The organism is Exiguobacterium marinum DSM 16307 (assembly GCF_000620845.1).
Classification (GTDB): Bacteria; Bacillota; Bacilli; order Exiguobacteriales; family Exiguobacteriaceae; genus Exiguobacterium; species Exiguobacterium marinum.
In genome coordinates, this window is the sequence record NZ_KK211189.1 from 890,531 (window position 1) to 911,643 (window position 21,113).

At 50.0% G+C, this 21,113-nt stretch carries 19 protein-coding genes; 10 read left to right on the forward strand and 9 right to left on the reverse strand.

All coding sequences use genetic code 11. The annotated features are described in order from the left end of the window. Positions 1-90: 90 nt before the first annotated feature. From P400_RS0105055 to P400_RS0105075, 5 genes are all read left to right on the forward strand, one after another. Positions 91-1,122: an iron-siderophore ABC transporter substrate-binding protein gene (locus tag P400_RS0105055; protein WP_026825159.1), complete on the forward strand. Its 1,032-nt coding sequence runs from the start codon at positions 91-93 to the stop codon at positions 1,120-1,122. After that, positions 1,119-2,144 (forward strand): FecCD family ABC transporter permease, encoded by a 1,026-nt coding sequence (locus P400_RS0105060; protein ID WP_026825160.1) that lies wholly within the window; start codon positions 1,119-1,121, stop codon positions 2,142-2,144. Before P400_RS0105055 ends, P400_RS0105060 begins: the two co-directional genes overlap by 4 nt. After that, positions 2,144-3,172: a FecCD family ABC transporter permease gene (locus P400_RS0105065; protein WP_407636716.1), complete on the forward strand. Its 1,029-nt coding sequence runs from the start codon at positions 2,144-2,146 to the stop codon at positions 3,170-3,172. Before P400_RS0105060 ends, P400_RS0105065 begins: the two co-directional genes overlap by 1 nt. After that, on the forward strand, positions 3,173-4,009 hold the full coding sequence (locus P400_RS0105070) for an ABC transporter ATP-binding protein (protein WP_026825162.1): 837 nt from the start codon (positions 3,173-3,175) through the stop codon (positions 4,007-4,009). 176 nt (positions 4,010-4,185) lie between these two features. Next, positions 4,186-4,584 carry a cytidine deaminase gene (locus P400_RS0105075; RefSeq protein ID WP_026825163.1) on the forward strand — a complete coding sequence of 133 codons (399 nt, stop codon included), beginning with the start codon at positions 4,186-4,188 and terminating at the stop codon, positions 4,582-4,584. A 353-nt stretch (positions 4,585-4,937) separates the two neighbouring features. Here P400_RS0105075 and P400_RS0105080 read toward each other — a convergent pair whose 3' ends face one another. Beyond that, the gene (locus tag P400_RS0105080; RefSeq protein ID WP_026825164.1) at positions 4,938-5,675 is read right to left on the reverse strand and encodes a GntR family transcriptional regulator; all 738 of its coding nucleotides are present in this window, start codon (positions 5,673-5,675) and stop codon (positions 4,938-4,940) included. A gap of 143 nt (positions 5,676-5,818) precedes the next feature. On the opposite strand from P400_RS0105080, the gene P400_RS0105085 reads away from it, so the two are divergent. Together P400_RS0105085 and P400_RS14890 are read left to right on the forward strand one after the other, a co-directional pair. Then, on the forward strand, positions 5,819-7,171 hold the full coding sequence (locus tag P400_RS0105085) for a 6-phospho-alpha-glucosidase (RefSeq protein WP_026825165.1): 1,353 nt from the start codon (positions 5,819-5,821) through the stop codon (positions 7,169-7,171). Positions 7,172-7,242: 71 nt separating this feature from the next. Then, positions 7,243-8,796, forward strand: a complete 1,554-nt coding sequence (locus tag P400_RS14890) for a PTS transporter subunit EIIC (RefSeq protein WP_034770852.1) — start codon at positions 7,243-7,245, stop codon at positions 8,794-8,796. Positions 8,797-8,834: 38 nt separating this feature from the next. On the opposite strand, the gene P400_RS0105095 is transcribed toward P400_RS14890, so the two are convergent. Further along, a complete protein-coding gene (locus tag P400_RS0105095) occupies positions 8,835-9,725 on the reverse strand; it encodes a helix-turn-helix transcriptional regulator (RefSeq protein ID WP_026825166.1) in 891 nt (296 codons plus the stop codon). A gap of 75 nt (positions 9,726-9,800) precedes the next feature. Here P400_RS0105095 and P400_RS14895 point away from each other — a divergent pair, with 75 nt between their 5' ends. Beyond that, entirely contained in the window at positions 9,801-10,316 is a 516-nt protein-coding gene (locus P400_RS14895; RefSeq protein ID WP_034770855.1) for a dihydrofolate reductase family protein, read from the forward strand. Between the two features lie 250 nt (positions 10,317-10,566). On the opposite strand, the gene P400_RS0105105 is transcribed toward P400_RS14895, so the two are convergent. The 7 genes from P400_RS0105105 to P400_RS0105135 form a co-directional block, all read right to left on the reverse strand. Further along, positions 10,567-11,046 carry a GNAT family N-acetyltransferase gene (locus tag P400_RS0105105; protein WP_152538871.1) on the reverse strand — a complete coding sequence of 160 codons (480 nt, stop codon included), beginning with the start codon at positions 11,044-11,046 and terminating at the stop codon, positions 10,567-10,569. 5 nt (positions 11,047-11,051) lie between these two features. Next, a complete protein-coding gene (locus P400_RS0105110) occupies positions 11,052-11,333 on the reverse strand; it encodes a hypothetical protein (RefSeq protein WP_026825168.1) in 282 nt (93 codons plus the stop codon). A 116-nt stretch (positions 11,334-11,449) separates the two neighbouring features. After that, entirely contained in the window at positions 11,450-12,949 is a 1,500-nt protein-coding gene (gntK, locus tag P400_RS0105115; protein ID WP_026825169.1) for a gluconokinase, read from the reverse strand. A gap of 16 nt (positions 12,950-12,965) precedes the next feature. Further along, complete coding sequence (locus tag P400_RS0105120; protein ID WP_026825170.1) at positions 12,966-14,309, reverse strand: GntT/GntP/DsdX family permease; 1,344 nt, start codon at positions 14,307-14,309, stop codon at positions 12,966-12,968. Between the two features lie 90 nt (positions 14,310-14,399). After that, entirely contained in the window at positions 14,400-15,281 is an 882-nt protein-coding gene (gene gnd / locus P400_RS0105125; protein ID WP_026825171.1) for a phosphogluconate dehydrogenase (NAD(+)-dependent, decarboxylating), read from the reverse strand. A gap of 250 nt (positions 15,282-15,531) precedes the next feature. Then, positions 15,532-16,737: an MFS transporter gene (locus tag P400_RS0105130; RefSeq protein ID WP_026825172.1), complete on the reverse strand. Its 1,206-nt coding sequence runs from the start codon at positions 16,735-16,737 to the stop codon at positions 15,532-15,534. Positions 16,738-17,108: 371 nt separating this feature from the next. After that, entirely contained in the window at positions 17,109-19,616 is a 2,508-nt protein-coding gene (locus P400_RS0105135) for a bifunctional diguanylate cyclase/phosphodiesterase (RefSeq protein WP_268745952.1), read from the reverse strand. A gap of 109 nt (positions 19,617-19,725) precedes the next feature. On the opposite strand from P400_RS0105135, the gene P400_RS0105140 reads away from it, so the two are divergent. Both P400_RS0105140 and P400_RS0105145 read left to right on the forward strand, forming a co-directional pair. Then, complete coding sequence (locus P400_RS0105140; RefSeq protein WP_026825174.1) at positions 19,726-20,574, forward strand: MurR/RpiR family transcriptional regulator; 849 nt, start codon at positions 19,726-19,728, stop codon at positions 20,572-20,574. 83 nt (positions 20,575-20,657) lie between these two features. After that, complete coding sequence (locus P400_RS0105145; protein WP_012727263.1) at positions 20,658-21,044, forward strand: hypothetical protein; 387 nt, start codon at positions 20,658-20,660, stop codon at positions 21,042-21,044. Positions 21,045-21,113 lie beyond the last annotated feature (69 nt).

Genomic DNA, 21,113 nt, shown 5'->3' on the forward strand with positions numbered 1-21,113 from the left:
GCAGGTCTATACTCATAAATGATAATGATTATCAGTATCGATAAAATACAGAAAAAGTTCGAAAAGGAGAATAATCACGTGAACAAGACAATGAAGAAGTGGTTACATATGTTTATCTTTGTATCGGCATTTGCACTCATTTTAGCCGGTTGTGGTTCAGAAGAAGCTGAGAACGCTTCCACGAATGAAGGTACCGAGGAGTCGGCAGAAGGTTACCCGATCACAATCGAGCATGCGTTTGGGGAAACGGTCATCGAAGAAAGACCAGAGCGCGTCGCTACGATTTCATGGGGGAACCATGACGTCGCGCTCGCACTCGATGTCGTACCGGTCGGACTCTCGGCTGCGAACTACGGTGTCCAAGACGACAGCGGCATGCTTCCATGGACAGCTGAGAAGTTGAAAGCGCTCGGGGAAGAGAACCCGAACATCTATCAAGACACGGACGGATTAGACTTTGAAGCAATTGCCGATTCAAACCCGGACGTCATCTTAGCGGCCTACTCAGGCATCACGCAAGAAGATTACGACACACTCAGCCAAATCGCGCCAGTCGTGGCGTACAAAGAGACACCTTGGGTCACGTCATGGCAAGACATGGTTCGTTATGACTCACTCGCGATGGGGCTTGGTGAAGAAGGTGAACAATTGATTAAAGACACGGAGCAGTTGATTACAGACAAGGCGACAGCCGTTTCTGAGATTGCCGGTAAAAAAGCCGCTTTCGTTTCGATGAGCGCGGAAGACCTCTCAAAATTCTATATTTACACAACGGGTGACCCTAGAGGTGCTTTCATTGAAGAGCTCGGGATGGAGTATCCACAAAACATTTTAGATGAAGCGGAAAAAGCAGATAGCTTCTATCTTGAACTCAGTAAAGAGAACGTCGACATCTTGAACGACGTCGACATCTTCGTCACTTACGGAAATGAAGACACGTTGAAGGCGCTTCAAGCAGACCCGCTCTACAGTAAAGTACCAGCTATCGAGCGTGGTTCGGTCGTCTTGATCGAAGACAACACACCACTCGCAGCGGCTGGAACACCGACGCCACTTTCAATCGAATATACGATTGATGAGTACGTCTCACGTGTATCGGATGCCCTTGCGAAAGTAAAATGATGCAATCACAAATCAAACAGATGCACTCGCCAAAACACTTTCCGCTTCTTCTCACCGGGACGCTCGTATTGACGGTGCTGTGCATTTTGGCATCCCTTGCCTTCGGCTCACGGACAGTCGGGTGGAATGAACTGCTGGACGGTTTATTTCGCCCGGCTGTTCAGTCGTATGAAGCGGACATCGTCCGAGAGCGGGTCGTCCGAACAATCTTCAGTTTCATGTGCGGGGCGGCACTCGGTGTGGCGGGGGCGCTCATGCAATCGGTGACGCGTAACCCAATCGCTGACCCGAGTATTCTCGGGGTCAACACGGGAGCGGCCCTCGCCGTCGTCATTGGGATCGCGTTCTTCAACATCTCGACAGCGAGTGCGTTCATCTGGTTTGCGCTCGTCGGGGCGCTATTGACGGCCATCTTCGTCTTCGGAATTGGCTCGCTCGGTCGAGGTGGGGCGACCCCGCTCAAACTCGTCTTGGCGGGAGCGGCGACGAGTGCGGCGTTATCGTCACTCGTCATGGCACTCATGATTCCGCGTTCGAACGTCATGGATCAGTTCCGTTTTTGGCAAGTGGGGAGCGTTGGTGCGGGGAATGTGGATTCCATCTATACGTTTTTACCGTTCTTATTGATCGGTCTCGTGATCGCGGTCGTAACAGCGCCTTCCTTGAACGCGCTCGCGCTCGGGGAAGAGATGGCGAAAAGTCTCGGCGTTCGGACCGGGACGCTGAAACTGACCGCCTCGTTCGCCGGAGTGATTCTTTGCGGGGCAGCGACGGCGCTCGCCGGACCGATTGGGTTTATCGGACTTCTCGCCCCGCACTTGATTCGACTCGTGCTCGGTCCGGATCAGCGTTATCTCATGCCGATGTCTGCTCTAGCCGGTGCATTTATTCTGACCTCCTCAGACGTCATCGGACGTTTGCTCGGAAGCCCGGGTGAACTTGAGGTTGGTATTGTGACGGCGTTCATCGGGGCTCCGATCTTGATTCTATTGACAATGAAAGTGAAAGTACGAGGACTATGATGCAACCAGCGATTGAACAAATCAGACAAGGACGGATGAAGCGTCGCCGTCGTTATGTTGGCATGACGCTTATCTTGACCGTCATCGCGATTTTATTGAGCGGGTTAATGCTCATGTTGGGCAATACGATTTATCCCGTTCAAGATGTCATCCGCGTCTTGCTCGGGGAAGACGTAAAAGGAGCGACGTTCGCCGTAGAGGTACTTCGTCTCCCGCGTATGCTCGCCGGCGTCTTCGCCGGAGCGGCATTCGGGGTCGCGGGAACGATTTTCCAAACGATGCTCCGTAACCCGCTCGCCAACCCGAACGTCATCGGGATCACAACCGGTTCGAGTGCGGCGGCTGTCTTCTGTATCGTCGTCCTTCAGTCGAGTGAGGCCATCATCTCGATTGCCTCGATTATCGGAGGGCTCGTCACCGTGCTCGTGATTTATTTTCTATCGAAAGGTGCCGCGTTTTCCATCGGTCGTCTCGTCTTGGTCGGGATTGGGATTCAGGCGATGCTGACAGCGGTCATCAATTACTTACTGCTCATCAGTCGACAAAACGATGTCTCGATGGCCATGCGGTGGTTGACAGGAAGTTTAAATGGGGCGAAACTTGAGGAGTTGCCGCCTTTAATCATAACAGTGCTCATCTGTTTACCGATTGTCCTGTTACTCACTCGTCAGCTCGAAATGCTCGAGCTCGGGGAAATGGCGGCGACAGGGCTCGGGATCAATACGAACCAGACCCGACTTCTACTGATCATTGCTGCAGTGTTCATGCTGGCGCTTGCGACAGCGACGACGGGACCAATCGCCTTCATCGCCTTTTTGGCAGGACCGATCGCCAAACGCCTCGTCGGAATGAACCATGCGGGAATCCTCCCGGCAGCGCTTGTCGGGATCATCTTAGTGCTCGCGGCCGACCTCGTCGGACAATTCGCCTTCACGGCACGTTATCCGGTCGGTGTCATCACCGGCATCATCGGCGCGCCATATCTCTTATACTTGTTGATTCGGATGAACCAGAAAGGGGACTTTTAAATGGCATCCATTATGAAAGTGGAACATCTCACCTCAGGATACGAGGACAAGATGATTTTGAACGATATCAGTCTTGAAATTCCGAGCAATCAGATCAGCATCATCATCGGTGCGAACGGTTGCGGGAAGTCGACGCTACTGAAGACGATGGCACGCCTCATCAAACCGAGTGCCGGTCAAGTGACGCTTTATGACAAGCCGATCTCGAAGATGGCACCGAAAAAGCTAGCGCGTGTCCTCGGGATGTTGCCACAGTCCCCGATCGTACCGGAAGGCATCACGGTCGCCGATCTCGTCGGTCGCGGCCGTTATCCGCATCAATCATTCTTGAAGGGATGGACAAAAGCCGATTACGAGGCTGTCGCTGAAGCGATGGAGATGATGAACATCACCGAGTTTGCGGACCGTCCGATTGATGAGTTGTCAGGCGGACAGCGTCAACGCGTCTGGATTGCGATGGCACTTGCCCAACAGACGGAGGTCCTCTTTTTAGATGAACCGACGACATATCTCGATATCACGTACCAAGTCGAAATTCTCGACTTGTTGACGGACTTGAATCGAAAGTACGGGACGACGATCGTCATGGTGCTTCACGATATCAACTTGTCGGCGCGTTATGCGGACTATATCTTCGCACTCGATAAAGGGAAGTTGATTGCCGAAGGGAAGCCGTCGGACGTCATCACGTGTGATTTGATCCATCGGGTCTTCAACCTTCGCTGCTCGGTCATGTGTGACCCGGTATCCGGTTCACCTTCCGTCATTCCAATCGGTCGTCATCACGTGCAGACGGAAAGGGAAGAGGCGGCTGTCGCGCAGCTTGAGTTGGTATAAAGGGGAAAGAGAGGGGAGAAGGAGCGAGAGTTCCTTCTTTTTTGTTTGTTCATGAAAGCGTTTGTAAAAAGTCATTGACTTCTCTTCGGGGTGGGTGTATGCTAAAAATCCTGCCTAAAAATGAGAGGCATGGGGACTGGCATCAGTTCATTCGATATTCGAGAGGAATGACTTAGATGAACCAACAACAATTAGTCGAACGCGCACGCCAATTGAAGGACAATGCGTATTCACCATATTCGAAGTTCCGCGTCGGCGCGGCACTTCTCATGAAGGACGGTACGGTCATCGACGGCGTCAACGTCGAGAACGTTTCGTTCGGAGCAACAAACTGTGCAGAGCGTACAGCGATTTTCACAGCAATCGCTCAAGGATACAAAAAAGGTGACTTCGAAGCGGTTGCCGTGTCTGGGGACACGGAAGACTTCTTGCCACCTTGCAGCATCTGTCGCCAAGTCATGGTCGAATTCGGCGATCCTGACTTCAAAGTACTCCTCACAAACGGCAACGCCGATGTGAAAGAAGTGACGCTCGGGGAACTCGTCCCGCTCGCGTTTACAGATTTGGATATGTGATGTTGGGCCCCTCAGATTTCTGAGGTTTTTTTTATCCAAAAAAGCGAAAAAACAATCGTGGAATGGCCTGTATGACATATAGAAGCAGTTCTAAGAAATCGAGGGCTGCAATCCCATACGACCATCCCTCTTCCTCGCGGGAAGTGACCACTTTTCCACGAACTGGTCGCAATCGACCTTTCCATCGAATCGGTTCATAAAATAGCTTGTTAGAAACCATTTACCTGACGAGTAGTCCTAAAAATGCTGAACGTCTATTCGAATCCGTAAAGCAGCTGGAATAGCATAAGTCTGTAGGATAAATATTGAAGTATATAAGTTAGCATTTCAAAACACCCAGTGAATCGTTAGATTCACTGGGTGTTTGTAGTTTCATGTCTCCGACCGGATCGGATGATAAAGCGATACTCTTCACTCTTGAAATAGGTTTCGGTGAACTCAAATCGACTACCGTCCATGAGAAATGAATAAAGTTCGACTTTTAGTATTGGCGTTCGATCGCTCACCTCGAGCATTTCAGCAATTTCTTTCGCCGGTAAGACCGGGATAAATTCTTGAACACTGTCGGCAATCTTCAAGTTCTTGACGTTTTCAATATAATCGTACTTCGACCGTGTCATTACCTCGTACGTTAAATCCGGGAACAATTGGAGCGGAAGATACGTATCTTCGACAATGAGCGGCTCTCCGTTCGCAAAGCGTAGACGGCGAATGTAGTAGACAAGAGCATTTTCATCGAGTTCGAGTATTTCCCTTATTTTTTCAGTCGGAGGTTGGACGGTGAAAGTGAGTACTTTACTCGTGACTTCCTTTCCTTCCCGTTTCATATCTTCAGTGAAGCTTTTTAATTCGTACATATTATGTTCAATCTTTTCGGATTGCACATACGTGCCGCTCCCTTGTCGCTTCCAAAGTAGACCTTCTTCTTGAAGTAGTTTGACGGCTTGTCGAACGGTGACTCGACTCGCTTTAAATTCCTCGACGAGTTGTGCTTCTGTCGGAATCGCTTCACCGGGCGCCCAATCGCCTGCCTCGATAAACGTGCGCATCTCCTGAGCAATCCGCTGATATAGCGGAGATTTGGCTTTCATGTGAATAACCTCCTAATCTCATACGTTCATTACTCATAGTATACAAAAATAAAACGTTTTCAAAAAGGTGTTGACGGTTTAAATAATATGTATTAAATTTGTATTGTAATCAATTAGGTATGTATTGAAAGGGGAACGCACACATGAAAAAACCACAGCGTCTCGTCGTCGTCGGTGGAGGTAGTACGTACACAATCGGCATGATCATGAGTTTGATTGAGGAGAAAGCACACTTCCCACTTCGTTCTATCACGTTTTACGATACAGATGAATTACGTCAAGAACGTGTCGCGAAAGCGAGTGAAGTCATCTTGCGTGAGCATTATCCAGAACTTGAGTCGTTCGAATACACGACGGACAAAGAATATGCCTTCAAAGATAAGGATTTCTTCTTCGTTCAGATTCGAACGGGTGGCTTGGAGATGCGCGAAAAAGATGAACAGATTCCGCTTCGTCATGGCGTGGTGGGACAAGAAACGTGTGGACCGGGCGGAATGTCATACGGGATGCGCTCGATCGGAGATATGATTGAACTCATCTCTGACATTCGCGCCGGCTCACCGGATGGCTGGATCTTAAACTATACGAACCCTGCTGCGATTGTCGCCGAGGCGCTCAAACGTGCGTACCCGAACGATCAAAAAATATTAAATATTTGTGATATGCCGGCAGCAATTATGGTGAGCTATGCGAAAATTCTAGGTAAAGAGATTTGGGATCTCGTCCCGGAATATTTCGGACTGAATCACTTTGGCTGGTTTACAGGCATCTTTGATAAAGAAGGAAATGAATTAACGGAAGATATCAAACGCGCCATTTTAGAAGACGGCTTCATTCCAGAAGATTCAGAGATTGCGAATGATCCGTCGTGGATCAAGACGTTCAAGCAAGTCGAGAAGATGCTTACAGACTTCCCAGAGTACTTGCCGAACACGTATCTTCAATATTACTTGTATCCATCTGATATGGCAGAAAAAGAGGACGTCACGAACACACGGGCACGACAAGTGATCAACGGCCGTCAAGAACGTGTCTTCTCGATGTGTGACCAAATCATTGCGGACGACTCGCTCGAGAACGTCCACCTAGAAGTCGATATTCACGGTTGTTACATGATTCGAGTTGCGGCATCGTTAGCTTACAATAACGGTGATATTTTCATCGTCATGGTGAAAAATGACGGGATCATTTCGAACTTACCAGACGATGCGATGGTTGAAGTACCGGCGATGCTCACAAATCGTGGTCCAAAACCATTCGCAGTCGGGAAAATCCCACGTTTCTATAAAGGCATGATTGAAGGGCAACTAGCGTATGAGCAACTCGTCGTCGACGCATACTTTGAAAACAGTTATGAGAAGGCACTTCAAGCGCTCACACTCAATCGTACAGTTGTCGATGCACCGGTGGCTCGTCGAATCTTAGATGATTTGATTGAAGAAAACAGAACGTACTGGCCGGAATTAAAATCGGGTGAGACAGTAGCGATGCGGTAACTAGAGAGGGGAGAAAATCCCCTTTCTCATTGTCAAGATTGATAACGCTTACAATATGAGGAGTGAATCGAATGAGTCGATGGTTTGGAGTTTTTCAAAAGTTCGGGAAAGCGCTCATGGTACCGGTCGCTTTGTTGCCGGCTGCCGGAATTTTGCTAGGACTAGGTGCAGCACTCACAGGTCCCTTAGCAGATAGTTGGACTTTTTTACAGAACGGAACGGTAGAAGCAATCAGTGCTGGGATGTTACAAATCGGTCTAAGCATCTTTGCGAACTTACCAATCATTTTTGCCATCGGCGTCGCAGTTGGTTTGTCAGGGGGATCAGGGATTGCCGCACTCGCAGCACTCGTCGGATATGTCATTATGAATACGACAATCTCGATTTCACTCGGCATCACGGCAGAAATGGCTGCTGAGAGTGGGGAATACGGGATGTTACTTGGTATTCCTTCGCTTGAAACCGGTGTGCTCGGAGGGATTGCGGTCGGGTTGCTCGCAGTTTGGGTATATAAAAAGTTCCATACGTTCAATCCGCCAGAAGTGTTAGGTTTTTTTGCAGGTGATCGTTCTGTCGGGATTGTGATGGTCTTCTTCTCCATTTTACTTGGATTTGTCATGATGCTCATTTGGCCACCGATCCAATCGGCATTGACTTCAATGGCAAATGTCATCGCAAGTGATGCGACTAATCCTGCATACGTAGGGTTATATGGAATGTTGGAGCGGTTATTGATTCCGACAGGATTACATCATATTTGGTATGCCCCGTTCCTGTGGACATCTCTCGGTGGAACAGCAACGGTCGGTGATGCGGTAGTGAACGGTGATCAGTATATTTTCCTCGCCCAGATTGCTGAGGGTGTTGAAGTGACGGCAGGTCGCTTCATGTCTGGTAAGTTCCCGATCATCATGTTCGGTCTTCTTGGAGCGGCGCTCGCGATGTATCGTCAGGCTGATCCGGACAAACGTCCCGTTGTAAGAGGGTTGTTGATTGCCGCAGCCGGTACAGCCTTTTTAACAGGAATCACAGAACCGATTGAATTCACTTTCTTATTCGTGGCACCAATCCTGTATGTCATCCATAGCGTGTTGACGGGGATTTCCTTCGCGCTCATGTATGCGCTCGATACACATATCGGTTGGGCTGGAGGATCAGGGTTGATTGACTATATTTTAGTGAACGTCTTACCAGGAACACCGCGTTGGTGGATGAACATCGTCGTCGGCATTGGGTTCTTCATCGTTTACTATAGTATCTTTACATTTGCCATCAAGAAGTGGAACTTGGCGACACCTGGTCGAGGTGGACAAGAAGCGAAACTGTATACACGGAAAGATTACAATGATAAAAAGTCAGGTCAGTCAGCGATTCAAACGACAGCACTCGCGATTGAGGAGGCACTTGGGGGCCGAGAGAATATTCTCGATATCGACGCTTGCTTCACACGACTACGTGTTGAAGTGAGAGATGTCTCTCAAATCGATGAAGACGAATTAAAAGCACTTGGGGCGGCGGGAGTCGTCAAAGTGAAAAACAACATTCAAGCGATTTTTGGAGGTCGTTCTGACCTATATAAAAATGAATTGTTACGAATCCACAAAGAAATGGATGAAGCAAATTGACAAATGGCTCAACCTCAAAGGTTGGGCCGTTTCAGTCTTTATACGTATAATGCGGCAAGGCGTTTTGTATGCTCCTTCATCATCTCTCGTAACGCACTCGGCGCTTTCACCTCAACTTCCGCTCCAGCCTTCAACAGCTGTCTCGATAAAAACGGAAGTTCTTCCTCGGGTATGTCCCACTCATTTTTCTCCTCGATATCGGGTAATACATCTTCAAGTAAACGACGACCGAGTGGCGTCAGTTCGAGTTGAACGGTCACACCGACCCGTTCGTCACTTGCCTGTAGTAATGTCACCAAGTCTTCGGATTCAAACATTTCTTCCAGCAATTGTACCGCTTCGATGCGATCAACCCGATATTGACGGAGTCCAAGTTCAGAGAGGCCGAAGAGATACCACTTCAAGTCAAGGAGTGCCATGCCAATCGGTGCGACGGTGAACGTGCGTTGACCTTTCGTCGTTCGATACGCTATCTCTATCTGGTTTCTTTGTTCGACCGCCTGATAGATGTCTTTTGTGAACGGAGTCTTAGGAATCTGTTTGTTCCCGAGCCATAGGATGTTTCGTTCCAAGCGATGAATCTTCGTCTCCAAGTCTTGCGGTAATTCGTTCGCGTACCAGTCGGACAGCGTATTTCTTATATCACCGAATGGCACGTCGGAGATTTGTTCCATCCATTTGAGCGTAAGGTAAAGGGCGACGGCTTCTTGTTCGCGGAGGTGAAGGGGCGGCAACAAGCGATTCGGTAACATCTCATAGCCCCCACCAATCCCGGGCACGCTCCAAATCGGATAACCGAGCTCTTCAAGTGACAGCATATCCCGTTGAATCGTCCGGATGGAGGCGCCTGTCTCTTGAGACAGTTCTTCGGCGGTAACACGTCGTCCACGATTGAGCAGCCGAATCAGTTGTAAATGTCTTTTTTTCATCGTGACCATTCCCGTCATCTTTTGTCGTGTTTATTCGTTAAGCTGACTATATCAAGAATCAAGGAGGAAGACATGATGCCAAATGTAGTGTTATATATTGCGATGAGTTTAGACGGAAAGATTGCTCGGTCGAACGACCAGCTTGATTGGTTGTTCGCGGTAGATGGGGACGGGGACAACGGCTATGCCGAGTTTTTCAAAACGATTGGTGCCGTCATCATGGGACGGAAGACGTATGAGGAAGTCCTTCAATTGTCAGAAGAGTACCCATATAAAGACATGCCGAACTATATTATGACGAGGAACCCTGATCGTGAAGCCGAGCATGTCACGTTCACAGATGAGTCGATTGAAGAGCTGATCCATCGGCTGAAAAGAGAAGTCGATCAAGACATCTGGCTTATCGGTGGGGGTGAAGTCATCAAAGCGGCGATGGAACATGATTTGATTGACCGGTATGAGATTGCGATTGCTCCAATCGTGTTAGGAGAGGGGATACCGCTCTTCCCAGAAGGTACGGAAGAGACGAAACTTCAACTGACGAATCAGCGTGCATCCGGTCAATTTGTAATGGTGACATATCAAAACTAAATTTGAGTCGAGTCCAATCAAGGCTCGATTTTTTGGTGGTATGTAGAATGATAATAATCGACTTACTTTGAATAAACACGGAATTCATATCTCCGTCTCAATTGGTATTGCCAATGGGAAGAGGAAGTATCTTTATGTGATGTGTTTTTTACGAGAAGTTGGAGACACAAGGTGAATCACAGTCGTCTTTTCATTTATTCGAACAAAGACCTCCTTGAGTCAAAATAAGTGACCTATGTAACCGACCTAATCACACATCCGATACACCGAGCTGATAAATCTGTTCATCCATCTCTGTCGTGAGATAAGTGAAGTTCAATTTTCTCAATAGCGCGATGGACGCCATGTTCTCCTCTAAGACACCGGCTTTGAACGCTTCCGCTCCTCGGTCGGCCAAGTGACGAATCAACTCCGACATCACCTCGAACGCATAGCCTTTTCGAGCGTGAGTGGGCGAAATCGTGTAACCGATCCAATATGTTGTACCTTCCTGCTGGATATACACATCCCCAATCAGTTCACCGGTCACTTGGTCGATGATGGCGAGTTGCGCGCCTTGAAGAAGCGATTGTTCGCCGAGTAGGGCGTTTTCGTATTCTACGTAGCTAAGTCCTTTGAATGACTGATGCTTCATCCAGTCCAAGTCGTTCCGATACGTCATGAACGACTCGATGTCTTGTCGTTCGAACGGACGGATGAGACAGCGGGTTGTCGTGAGTGTTATGGTCATATCATTCAAACCATCTTCTTTTCTTTTTTGAATAGACCGACCAATAGAAGCGCAAGACCACTAAAGAAAATCACAGGAAAAATGAACCACATGATTAGTGCGGCCCAACCGTTCTGCACACTTATTGCGTAGGAGAGTCCGATTGAAAAGGCCAAGGCTGGTGATATAGGAATCATGAGAGCGACTCCCCATATTTTAAATTTTGTGTTTCGTGCTTCGCCTGTACTGAACCAATACGCTACAAATGCTCCTAAACTTGCGATGAGATATCCGATTGCAATCGCCATTCCATCAATCCCTTCTTTCGTGTCGACAGTTCAACCTCACACTTACTTTCTATTTATATAACTTAATCTCCTGTCATCCTTCAAAAAACCGAGCCCTCGAAGGACTCGGTTTGATGTCATACATGCTTCCGCTGAAAGGCTGAAATGGCTTCATATTCTTCCGATAGATGACGCGACAGACGAATGTAGATCGGTAAGAGTTCGCGATATACGTTCGTTGCTTCCATGTTCGCTGCATGCTCATGGGTCACTTGCGGAACCTCTTGAAACTCCTGAATGTCCCCAAAGGCATACTCCCCGAGCATGACGGCCCCGAGGCATGAACTTTCGTGACTTTCCGGCACGACGACCGGCGTATCGAAGATGTCTGCCATCATCTGGCGCCATAGGCTCGACTGGGCGAATCCACCCGTCGCATGGATCCGGTTCGGTGCGCCCGTCAACTCGTCGAGTGCGAGCATGACCGTATAGAGATTAAAGATGACACCTTCTAACACAGCACGGATGAAGTGTTCGCGTTTATGGTGAATGCTGAGTCCGAAGAAGGAACCACGGGCGTTCGAATCCCAAAGTGGTGCCCGTTCACCCATCAAATACGGATGGAACAAGAGACCGTCCGCACCCGGTTTGACCGTTTCTGCGATTCGGGTCAACACGTCGTACGCATCAATCCCGAGTCGTTTCGCCGTCTCGACCTCACTTGCCGCGAACTCGTCACGGAGCCAACGGAGGATGATGCCACCGTTATTGACGGGTCCACCGATTACCCAATGTTTGTCCGTCAGTGCATAACAGAAGATGCGACCTTTCGGGTCTTCGACAGGCTCCGAGACGACCGTTCGAATGGCGCCACTCGTCCCGATCGTCACGGCGACAACACCTTGTTCGAAGGCACCGACACCGAGATTTGAGAGTACGCCGTCGCTTGCCCCGATGACGAGCGGGAAATCAAAACCGAGTGTCTCGGTCACTTCAGGCGTCACGTGTAAAATTTCTGTCGTCGGAACGAGTTCTGACAGACGATCTGGCGTCACACCGGCGACTTCGAGTGCTTCCGCATCCCAATCCCGTTGTTTCAAATTGAATAGTCCCGTCGCTGAAGCGATGGAGTGGTCGACGACGAAGCGTCCCGTCAACCGATAGAAGACATACTCTTTGATGGAGACGAACTTGTCCGTCTGTTCAAACACATCCGGATGTTCCGCCTTCAGCCAACGTAACTTCGACAGCGGAGCCATCGGATGAACGGGTGTGCCGGTACGCATATGGAGAGCGCTCGCGTCAAAGTCGCGTTTGATTTCTTGCGTATACGGGTTCGCACGACTGTCGGCCCATGTGATGCTGTTTGTGAGCGGACGTCCTAATGCGTCGAGTGCGATCAAGCTGTGCATCGCCGAACTGAATGATGCGAAGCGAATCGGACCATCCGCTTTGGCGCGAACCGCCGAGACGGCTTCGAGCACGGCCCCATAGATGATGACCGGATCTTGCTCGGCCGTCTCCGTATCGGGCGTGAGAAGCGGATACAACACGTTATGTACCGCCAGTTGTTGATGACCGTTGAACAGGACGGCTTTCGTACTTGTCGTCCCGATATCGACCCCAATCGTAAACACACAATCACTTCCTAACTTAGATGATAAATAGGCTAATCAAGAACACAACGGCGAAGCCCGTGAGTCCGATAATTGTTTCCATAATCGTCCACGACTTGAGCGTGTCTTTCACGTCGAGACCGAAGTAACGGTTGACGAGCCAGAAGCCCGAGTCGTTGACGTGCGAGAGGACTGTCGCTCCTGAGGCGATGGCGATGACAATCAAACCGAGTGCCGCGCCCGTGATGTTTTGAATTTCGAGTAGTGGTGTGATGAGTCCGGCTGCTGTGACCATCGAGACCGTTGCCGACCCTTGGGCGACACGAACGACCGTCGCAATCAAGAAGGCGAGGACAATCGCCGGAAGTGGGGAACCGGCCATCATTTCACCGAGTACGTCACCGACACCTGAGTCGATGAGCACTTGTTTGAACACACCACCGGCCCCTGTGACGAGGATGATGATCCCAGCTGGTTCGAGCGCTTTCGTTGCAATCTCTTGGACCTCGTCACGTGAATAGCCACGACGTGTCCCGAGGAAGACGAACGTGAGAAGCGTCGCGATCGTCAAGGCGACGAACGGATGTCCGAGGAACGTCAAGAAGTCACGGACGGCATTCCCTTCATCTAGAAGAACCGCTGATAATGTGTTCGCTAAAATTAGCACGAGCGGAATCAAGATGAGCGATAAAATCATTTTGAAGCTCGGTAATTCTTTCGATGTATCGATTTCTTCGAATTCCATGTAGTCTGGAATCGTCACATGAATCTTCTTAGCAATATACTTCCCAAAAACAGGACCTGCTAAAATCATGGATGGAATCCCGGCGAGGACACCGAACAAGATGACCCATCCGAGGTCAGCACCAATCAAGTTGGCCACGGCGATTGGACCAGGTGTCGGTGGGATGAAGCTATGCGTGACTGCGAGACCTGCGAGGAGCGGAATCCCGTAGTAGAGAAGCGAACGTCCCGTCTTTTTGGCGAGACCGTATACGATTGGGACGAGAATGATGAATCCGACATCAAAGAAGACCGGGACGGCGACGATGAAGCCTGTAATCCCGAGTGCCCATTGCGCTTTATCTTCTCCGAACTTACTGACGAGCGTCTGGGCGAGGCGTTCCGCTCCACCTGACACCTCGAGCATCTTCCCGAACATCGCACCGAGACCGACGACGACGGCGACGAAGCCGAGCGTTCCGCCCATCCCGCTCTGGATGGAAGCGATGACGTCCCCGAGTGGCATGCCGGCCGCGACCCCGACGATGAGACTGACAAGTAACAACGAAACGAATGCGTGAAGCTTTGTGCGAATGACTAAAAATAAAAGCAAGAAGATCCCGGCTAAGGCGATCAAAATAAGTGTTGAGCCAGACATTGAGTGTTCCCCCTAAATTCCGAATATGTAACCGTTTACAGTTTCTGACAAAGGAAAAGGCCAACTCCCCGTGACCTTTTCAAACATTCCTTACTTCTTGACGACCGCGTGGCCACCGAACTCATTGCGAAGCGCGGCGACGACTTTTCCAGAGAACGTGTCATCTTCGAGTGAACGGTAGCGCATCATGAGCGAAAGGGCGATAACCGGTGCCGCTGCCTGAAGTTCGAGTGCTGTCTCGACCGTCCATTTTCCTTCACCGGACGAATGCATGACCCCACGAATCTCATCAAGCTTCGCATCTTTCTTGAAAGCATTCTCTGTGAGCTCCATGAGCCAAGAACGGACGACCGAGCCGTGGTTCCAGACACGTGCGACTTGTTCATAGTCGTAGTCGAACGGGCTCTTCTCCAAGATATCAAATCCTTCGGCAATCGCCTGCATCATCCCATACTCGATGCCGTTATGGATCATCTTCAAGAAGTGACCGCTTCCGGCAGGACCCGTATACAAGTAGCCGTTCTCGACAGACAGATCTTTGAAGATTGGTTCAATCGTTGGCCACGCCTCCGCGTCACCCCCGACCATCGTACAGGCACCGTTTCGTGCCCCGTCCGTGCCTCCGCTCGTCCCGCAATCGAAGAATTTGATCTCTTTCTCGGCGAACTGTTCGGCGCGTGCGACCGAGAGTTTGTAGTTCGAGTTCCCGCCGTCGATGACGATGTCGCCTGGCTCGAGTCGCTCATACAATTCGGCGAGCACCGCTTCCGTGACGTCTCCGGCCGGGACCATCGCCCAGATGATACGTGGTGTCGACAACTTGCTCACGACATCTTCGAGTGTCGGCACGATGGAGAACGCGTCCGAAGTGACATTCCCGACGTCCGTCCCGACGACCGTGTGTCCGTGGTCGCTCAAGTTGAGTGCCAAGTTGTATCCCATCTTACCTAAACCAATCAAACCAATTTCCATATTGTCACCCCTGAAAAAGAATTTTTTTCCGTCTCTAGATTTATCATATCAAAATAAATTCGACTTACAAGTCTAATGACGGAATTTTTTTCGAGTAATGCAAAAAAAGCGTCCCGGCTTAATTCGTAGGCGGGACGACGGACAGGCACTCTTATATAGATACAAGAACGAACGATCAATCTTTGAGAGTGAATAAAATTCCCGAAATGCGATACAAGCATTGATTAGTAACAAAGTGATTGCGGTAACCTTAAGACGAAACTTTCATTTGGTTCAGCCTGTCAAATAGCTTCGCATACAGCCCCATACCGATGAGTGCCGACAGCAAGATGAGTGTGAACACAGCGAGCGGGGAGAGAAATCCTGATGCAAATACCGTCACCGGTGCGAGGAACTTGCCGATTGTGTTTTGGAGCGTATCGGTCGCGAGGTATTGTCCACGTGACTCGATTGGTGCATAGTGACTAACGAAACTCTGACTGACGGGAGAACGAATCAGCTCCCCGAACGTGAACATGGTCGTGACGATGAGCAAGTACCAGATATTTGATGAGAAGGCGACGAGAAACGTCCCGAAACCTCCTAGGAAAGTCGACAATAGTAAAACACGCCGTTCGTCCCATGCCCGAAACACACGTGTGACAGGAATGATGAAGACGACGAACAAGAGGCCGTTATATGCAACGAGCCAGCCGAATAAGACTGTATTCGAGACGTTGAACGTGGCCGGAGTTTGTTCAATCAAATAGACAGGTAAATACACGTCTAGCTGCATGATTGGGATTAAGGCGAATACGCCAGCAATCAGATAGAGGCGAAAAAGCGGGTCAATCAAAATCGTCGCATACGACCGCCATTGGGTGAAAAATGTCGTTGCGACCGTCTTCTCGGTCGAGACCGGTCGTGTCTCACTGGTTAGAACCGCGAGCAAACCCCCGTAACCAAAAAGAACAAGGGCGCAGCCGAGGAGGAGCGCCTGACGATACTCGAAAAAGAGGACCGCACCAAGAAGCGGACCGAGAACAGCACCGATATTGTTCGAAGCCATAAACGTCGCGAATACATTCCGTAAATGTTCAGTCGGAACGAGGTCGGCGACCATCGCCGAGCTGGCCGGTTTGTAGATGGCACCCATAAAACCGATGCTGATGTAGGTGATGTAATCGACATAGGCGTTCGTTGATAAAGCGAAAACGAGGAATAGGAAACCTTGTGAGAACGTCCCGGCGAGCATGACGGGGCGGCGACCAATCTCATCTGCAAGCGAACCGCCAATCAAGCTGCCGACTAGCAGGAACAACGGTGGCACGGCCATGAGTAGTCCGGCTAGCTCAACACCGAGCGTCCGGGCGAAATAGACGGTGATGAATGGAAAGTACATCCAAAACAAGAGGTTGAATAAGCCTTCGCCGAATAAGCGGACTTTCAGATTGAGGTCCCAACGGTATAATTCCATAGATATGCTCCTTTCAAGAGTCTCTCTTTAATGTAAGAGGTCGTGGAGAGAAAGAATAGACTTATGTTGCGGGATTTGCTAGACTAAAAATAGAAAAAGCGAATATATAGGCGCTTGTTTGCGTTGTACTATAAAACGAACGTATGTTTGTAAAATGACCTCCGATATAATCATCGGAGGTCATTTTTATTGTGTCGTCTTCATCGATTTAAAGCTATGGGCGAAAGATCCCTCAAATAGCTCGTCATTTTCAGGCAACAATTTTCCAATCATCGAGAGGTGTCGGGTAACCTGTGCGCATTGCTCGGTGTGACTCAGCGATCGTCAAAATCCTAGTAAAAAATCGACCCCCGTCATGGAGGTCGAATGAATCAACTCGATAATGCTTTTTTATATTGCTCGAAGAAGACTTCGATGTCTTCCGCCGGCAAAGGACGATTGTAATAATACCCTTGTGCCTGATTGCACGATTCGGCTTTTAGGAAAGCGACTTGATTCTCCGTCTCGACGCCTTCCGCGATGACGTTCAAATCGAGCTCGTGCGCCATGCGGATAATTGTTTTGACGAGAGCCGCGTCCTTTTCGTCGCTCTCGATATTTTTTGTGAAGTGCTGGTCGATCTTCAGCGTATCAATCGGGAACAGCTTCAAGTAACTGAGTGATGAATAACCGGTCCCGAAGTCGTCGATGGAGAGGTGGACGCCGAGGGCGACGAGCTCATGCATCGTCTCGATGGCGCGGTCTGCACTTTGGATGACGCTCTCGGTCAACTCGAGTTCTAAATACTGCGCGTCGAGACCTGATGAGTCGAGTGCGCGGCTGACGACTTCCGGCAAGTCTTTTTGAGCGAACTGAATGGCCGAGATGTTGACGGCGACCCGAAACGGGGGAATGCCGGCATCTTGCCACGCCTTGTTTTGGCGACACGCCTCATTCAAGACGAACTCGCCGAGACGATGGATGCTCCCTGTTTCCTCAGCAATCGGAATGAACTCGCCAGGCGAAATCATCCCGAGTTCTGGATGTTGCCAACGGACGAGCGCTTCCATGCCAATTAACGTTTCCGTCTCCAGTTGGATCTGCGGTTGATAGTGGACGGTGAACTCGCCACGTCCAATCCCTTTCCGGAGTGCCATCGACAAGTTCGAACGACGGGAAACCGACTCGTTCAGTTCGTTCGTGAAGAACCGATAGCCGTTCTTGCCGTCGGCCTTCGCCCGGTACATAGCGATGTCAGCGTTTTTGATTAAATCCTCTGCCGTATCCCCGTCGGACGGATGGAGACTGATCCCGATCGAGGCACCGGTGAACACTTCCTCGTTTTCGAGCTCGAACGGAGGATTCAGGACATTGATCAGTTCTTGCGCACGATGGGCCGCGAGGTTACTTTTCGTATGCGGCGACAAGATGATAAACTCATCTCCGCCGAGACGGGCGAGCGTGTCCGACTTTTGAATCGTCGATTGGATGCGGGTCGTCACTTGTTTCAAGAACTGGTCGCCGGTCGAGTGGCCGAACCGGTCGTTGATGACCTTGAAGTTGTCCAAGTCGATATAGTACAAGGCAAACTGTTCAGATTGAGACTGGCCGAGAAGGGCGTCGAGTCGGTCGCTGAATAGACGACGGTTCGGGAGACCGGTGAGCGGGTCCAAATAGACGAGGTCGTTGATTTGCGCCTCGATTCGTTTCCGTTCACTGATGTCACGGATAATGCTACTGAAGAAGATGCCCTTGTCCGTCTTCCACGTTCCGAGCGACATCTCGATTGGCACTTCGACACCGTCTTTTCGTAATCCGATGAGTTCGACCGTCTGACCGATGACGCGTTTTTCATCCGTCGCTTCATAACGCTTCATCCCGCGCTCATGAGCCTCGCGGAAACGTTCTGGAATGATGGCGACAATCGATTGTCCGAGCATCTCGTCTGTTGTATAACCGAACAAGTCGGTCGCCCCTTGGTTCCACTGAAGGATGGTGCGATTGTGATCGGCGACGATGATGGCATCCGAGGCAGATTCGATGATGGATTCGAATTTTAATTCTAGTTCTTCCGACTGTGCCTCGAGTTGTGATGCCGTCCGGAGCGAGATGTACATCAAGATGAATAGTGTCATGACGCTCGCCGCAATGACATAGGCGAGTAGGGTGCTGTCGACGGCATAGTCGCTGACCGGTTTGGCCGCACCTTCCATCGGGGTGAAACGGGCTGCGCCCATCCCGACATAATGCATACTAGAAACGGCAACCCCAATCAAGACCGAACTGGCTAGACGGCGCCAATGGAATCGCGAGACGTTTGGGATATAAAAGAGAATATATAGTCCGACGAGCGACGCAACGAAGGCGACGATGGCAGATGCAATCCACATGATGGGGTCGTATGTGAGGATGGCGTTCATTTGCATCGCTTCCATCCCGATGTAATGCATGGAGACGATGCCGACGCTAATCAAGAAGGCACCGAAGACGAGCTGGATGGGTCGTGTCTCCGGATGGCTGATCATCCAAAAGGCAAGTCCGGAAGCGACGACGGCCGGCACGATGGATAATAGTACGATGCCGAGATGGTACGTCACATCATCGTGCAAGTGAAACGCCAGCATACCGATGAAGTGCATGGCCCAAATGCCGAGACCGAGGCTGAAGGCACCAGCGACGACCCACCTGAGTCGCGAGGCGTGCTTCGCATATTTCAAACGACTGCTAATATCGAGAGCGACACCGGCAGCGAAGATGGCGACAGCGATGGAAAGAATGACGAGTGGGAAGTTATATGAGCTACTCAAGTGATGTTCGATGAGAAACAGTCCTTTCAATTTCAAATGGTACAAAGAATGAATGAAAAAGTGCTTTATTAGAGTAGCACACTCGGGAATCACGCTTCTTGCCTACTTTTGTAAGGTGGGTCAATCATTTGCATGAATCACACATTGCGGAATTATTTTCGAAACGGTATCGTTAGATGAAGAAGAGAAAGGGTGATGCTTGATGGAAACGATGAACGGGACGGCCCGCATCCGTGGTGCCTATTCGACACTGAGCAAGAAAGAACAACGTATTGCCGACTATATTTTGAAGCAACCAGAAAAAATCATTCATCATACGATCAATCAGGTGGCAGATGACCTCGATGTGGCAGAGTCGACTGTGTTTCGTTTTTGTCAGCGTGTCGGATTCAAAGGCTATCAGGCGCTAAAAATCGCACTCGCCTCAGATGTCGTCGCACCGCTCCAAGATATTCATGAAGATATTACCGAGACGGATACCGTACTCGAAATCGCAGAGAAAATTTTTTCGACGAACGGAAAGACGATCGAGTCGACGCGTCAGATTTTAGAGGGTGCTTCTCTTGAGAAGACGGTCGAGCAGTTCCTCAAAGCACGCCGCATCGAATTCTTCGGGAGCGGCGGGTCGGCCGTCGTCGCCCTAGACGCGTATCATAAGTTTGTCCGGAGCGGGCTTCAAGTGAGCGCAATCCTCGAGTCGCATATGCAGCTGATGTCGGCCTCACAATTGACGACAGCAGACCTAGCCGTCGTCATCTCGCATTCCGGTGCCTCGAAAGAGACACTTGATATCGCCAAACTCTTAAAAGAGAAGGGTGTGCCGATGATCGCCATCACGAACTATGCGAAGTCGCCTCTCTCAAAAATCGCGGACGTGTCGCTCTACACCGTGTCCCAAGAAACGGCGTTCCGTTCAGAGGCGCTCGCTTCCCGCATCGCCGAACTCAGTCTGATCGATGCGTTGTTCACGGCTGTCATGATGCGTCGAGGCGAGGCGGCCCGGACGTCGCTTCAACAGATGCGTGAGGCGATTTCGATGCGCCGAATCTGAGCGAAATAGGGTTAGTTTCTACAAAAAGGTGGAAATTATAAACCCTGAGAGCAAAGCGAGGCTTAGAGAGAGAAGGTGGACCGATGAACCATATTGATTTTTTATCTTCCGACCACTACAACGAGTTCAAACGGTTGGCACAACGGCTCACGGATCCGGGCAGTACCGGTCGAGAATATTTCGCCGCGTTGTATGTGATTGCGGGAAACACCCATGTTCGTGAACGGTTGCTTCCTTATATGGATTTAGAGGCAGGGAAGATTCGGACCTCGACCATCATCGATGACAATACGTTTGATAAACGAGAATTTGTGCTCACCAAGCTCGTCATCCATCTGTATAACTCAAAAGAATGGGTCCTTCCGACCGAGTTGATTGCCTTGCCGGAAGAAGACTATAAGTTGGCGATGCAAGCAATCACGCTATGCCGCAATGAACAATTTGACGGGGTCACGATCCCGAACGACTGATGACACCCTGTTTTGTTGGAAACAGGGTGTTTTTCGTCGAGCCATAGAGGAGGGAATTCCGTGTCACTC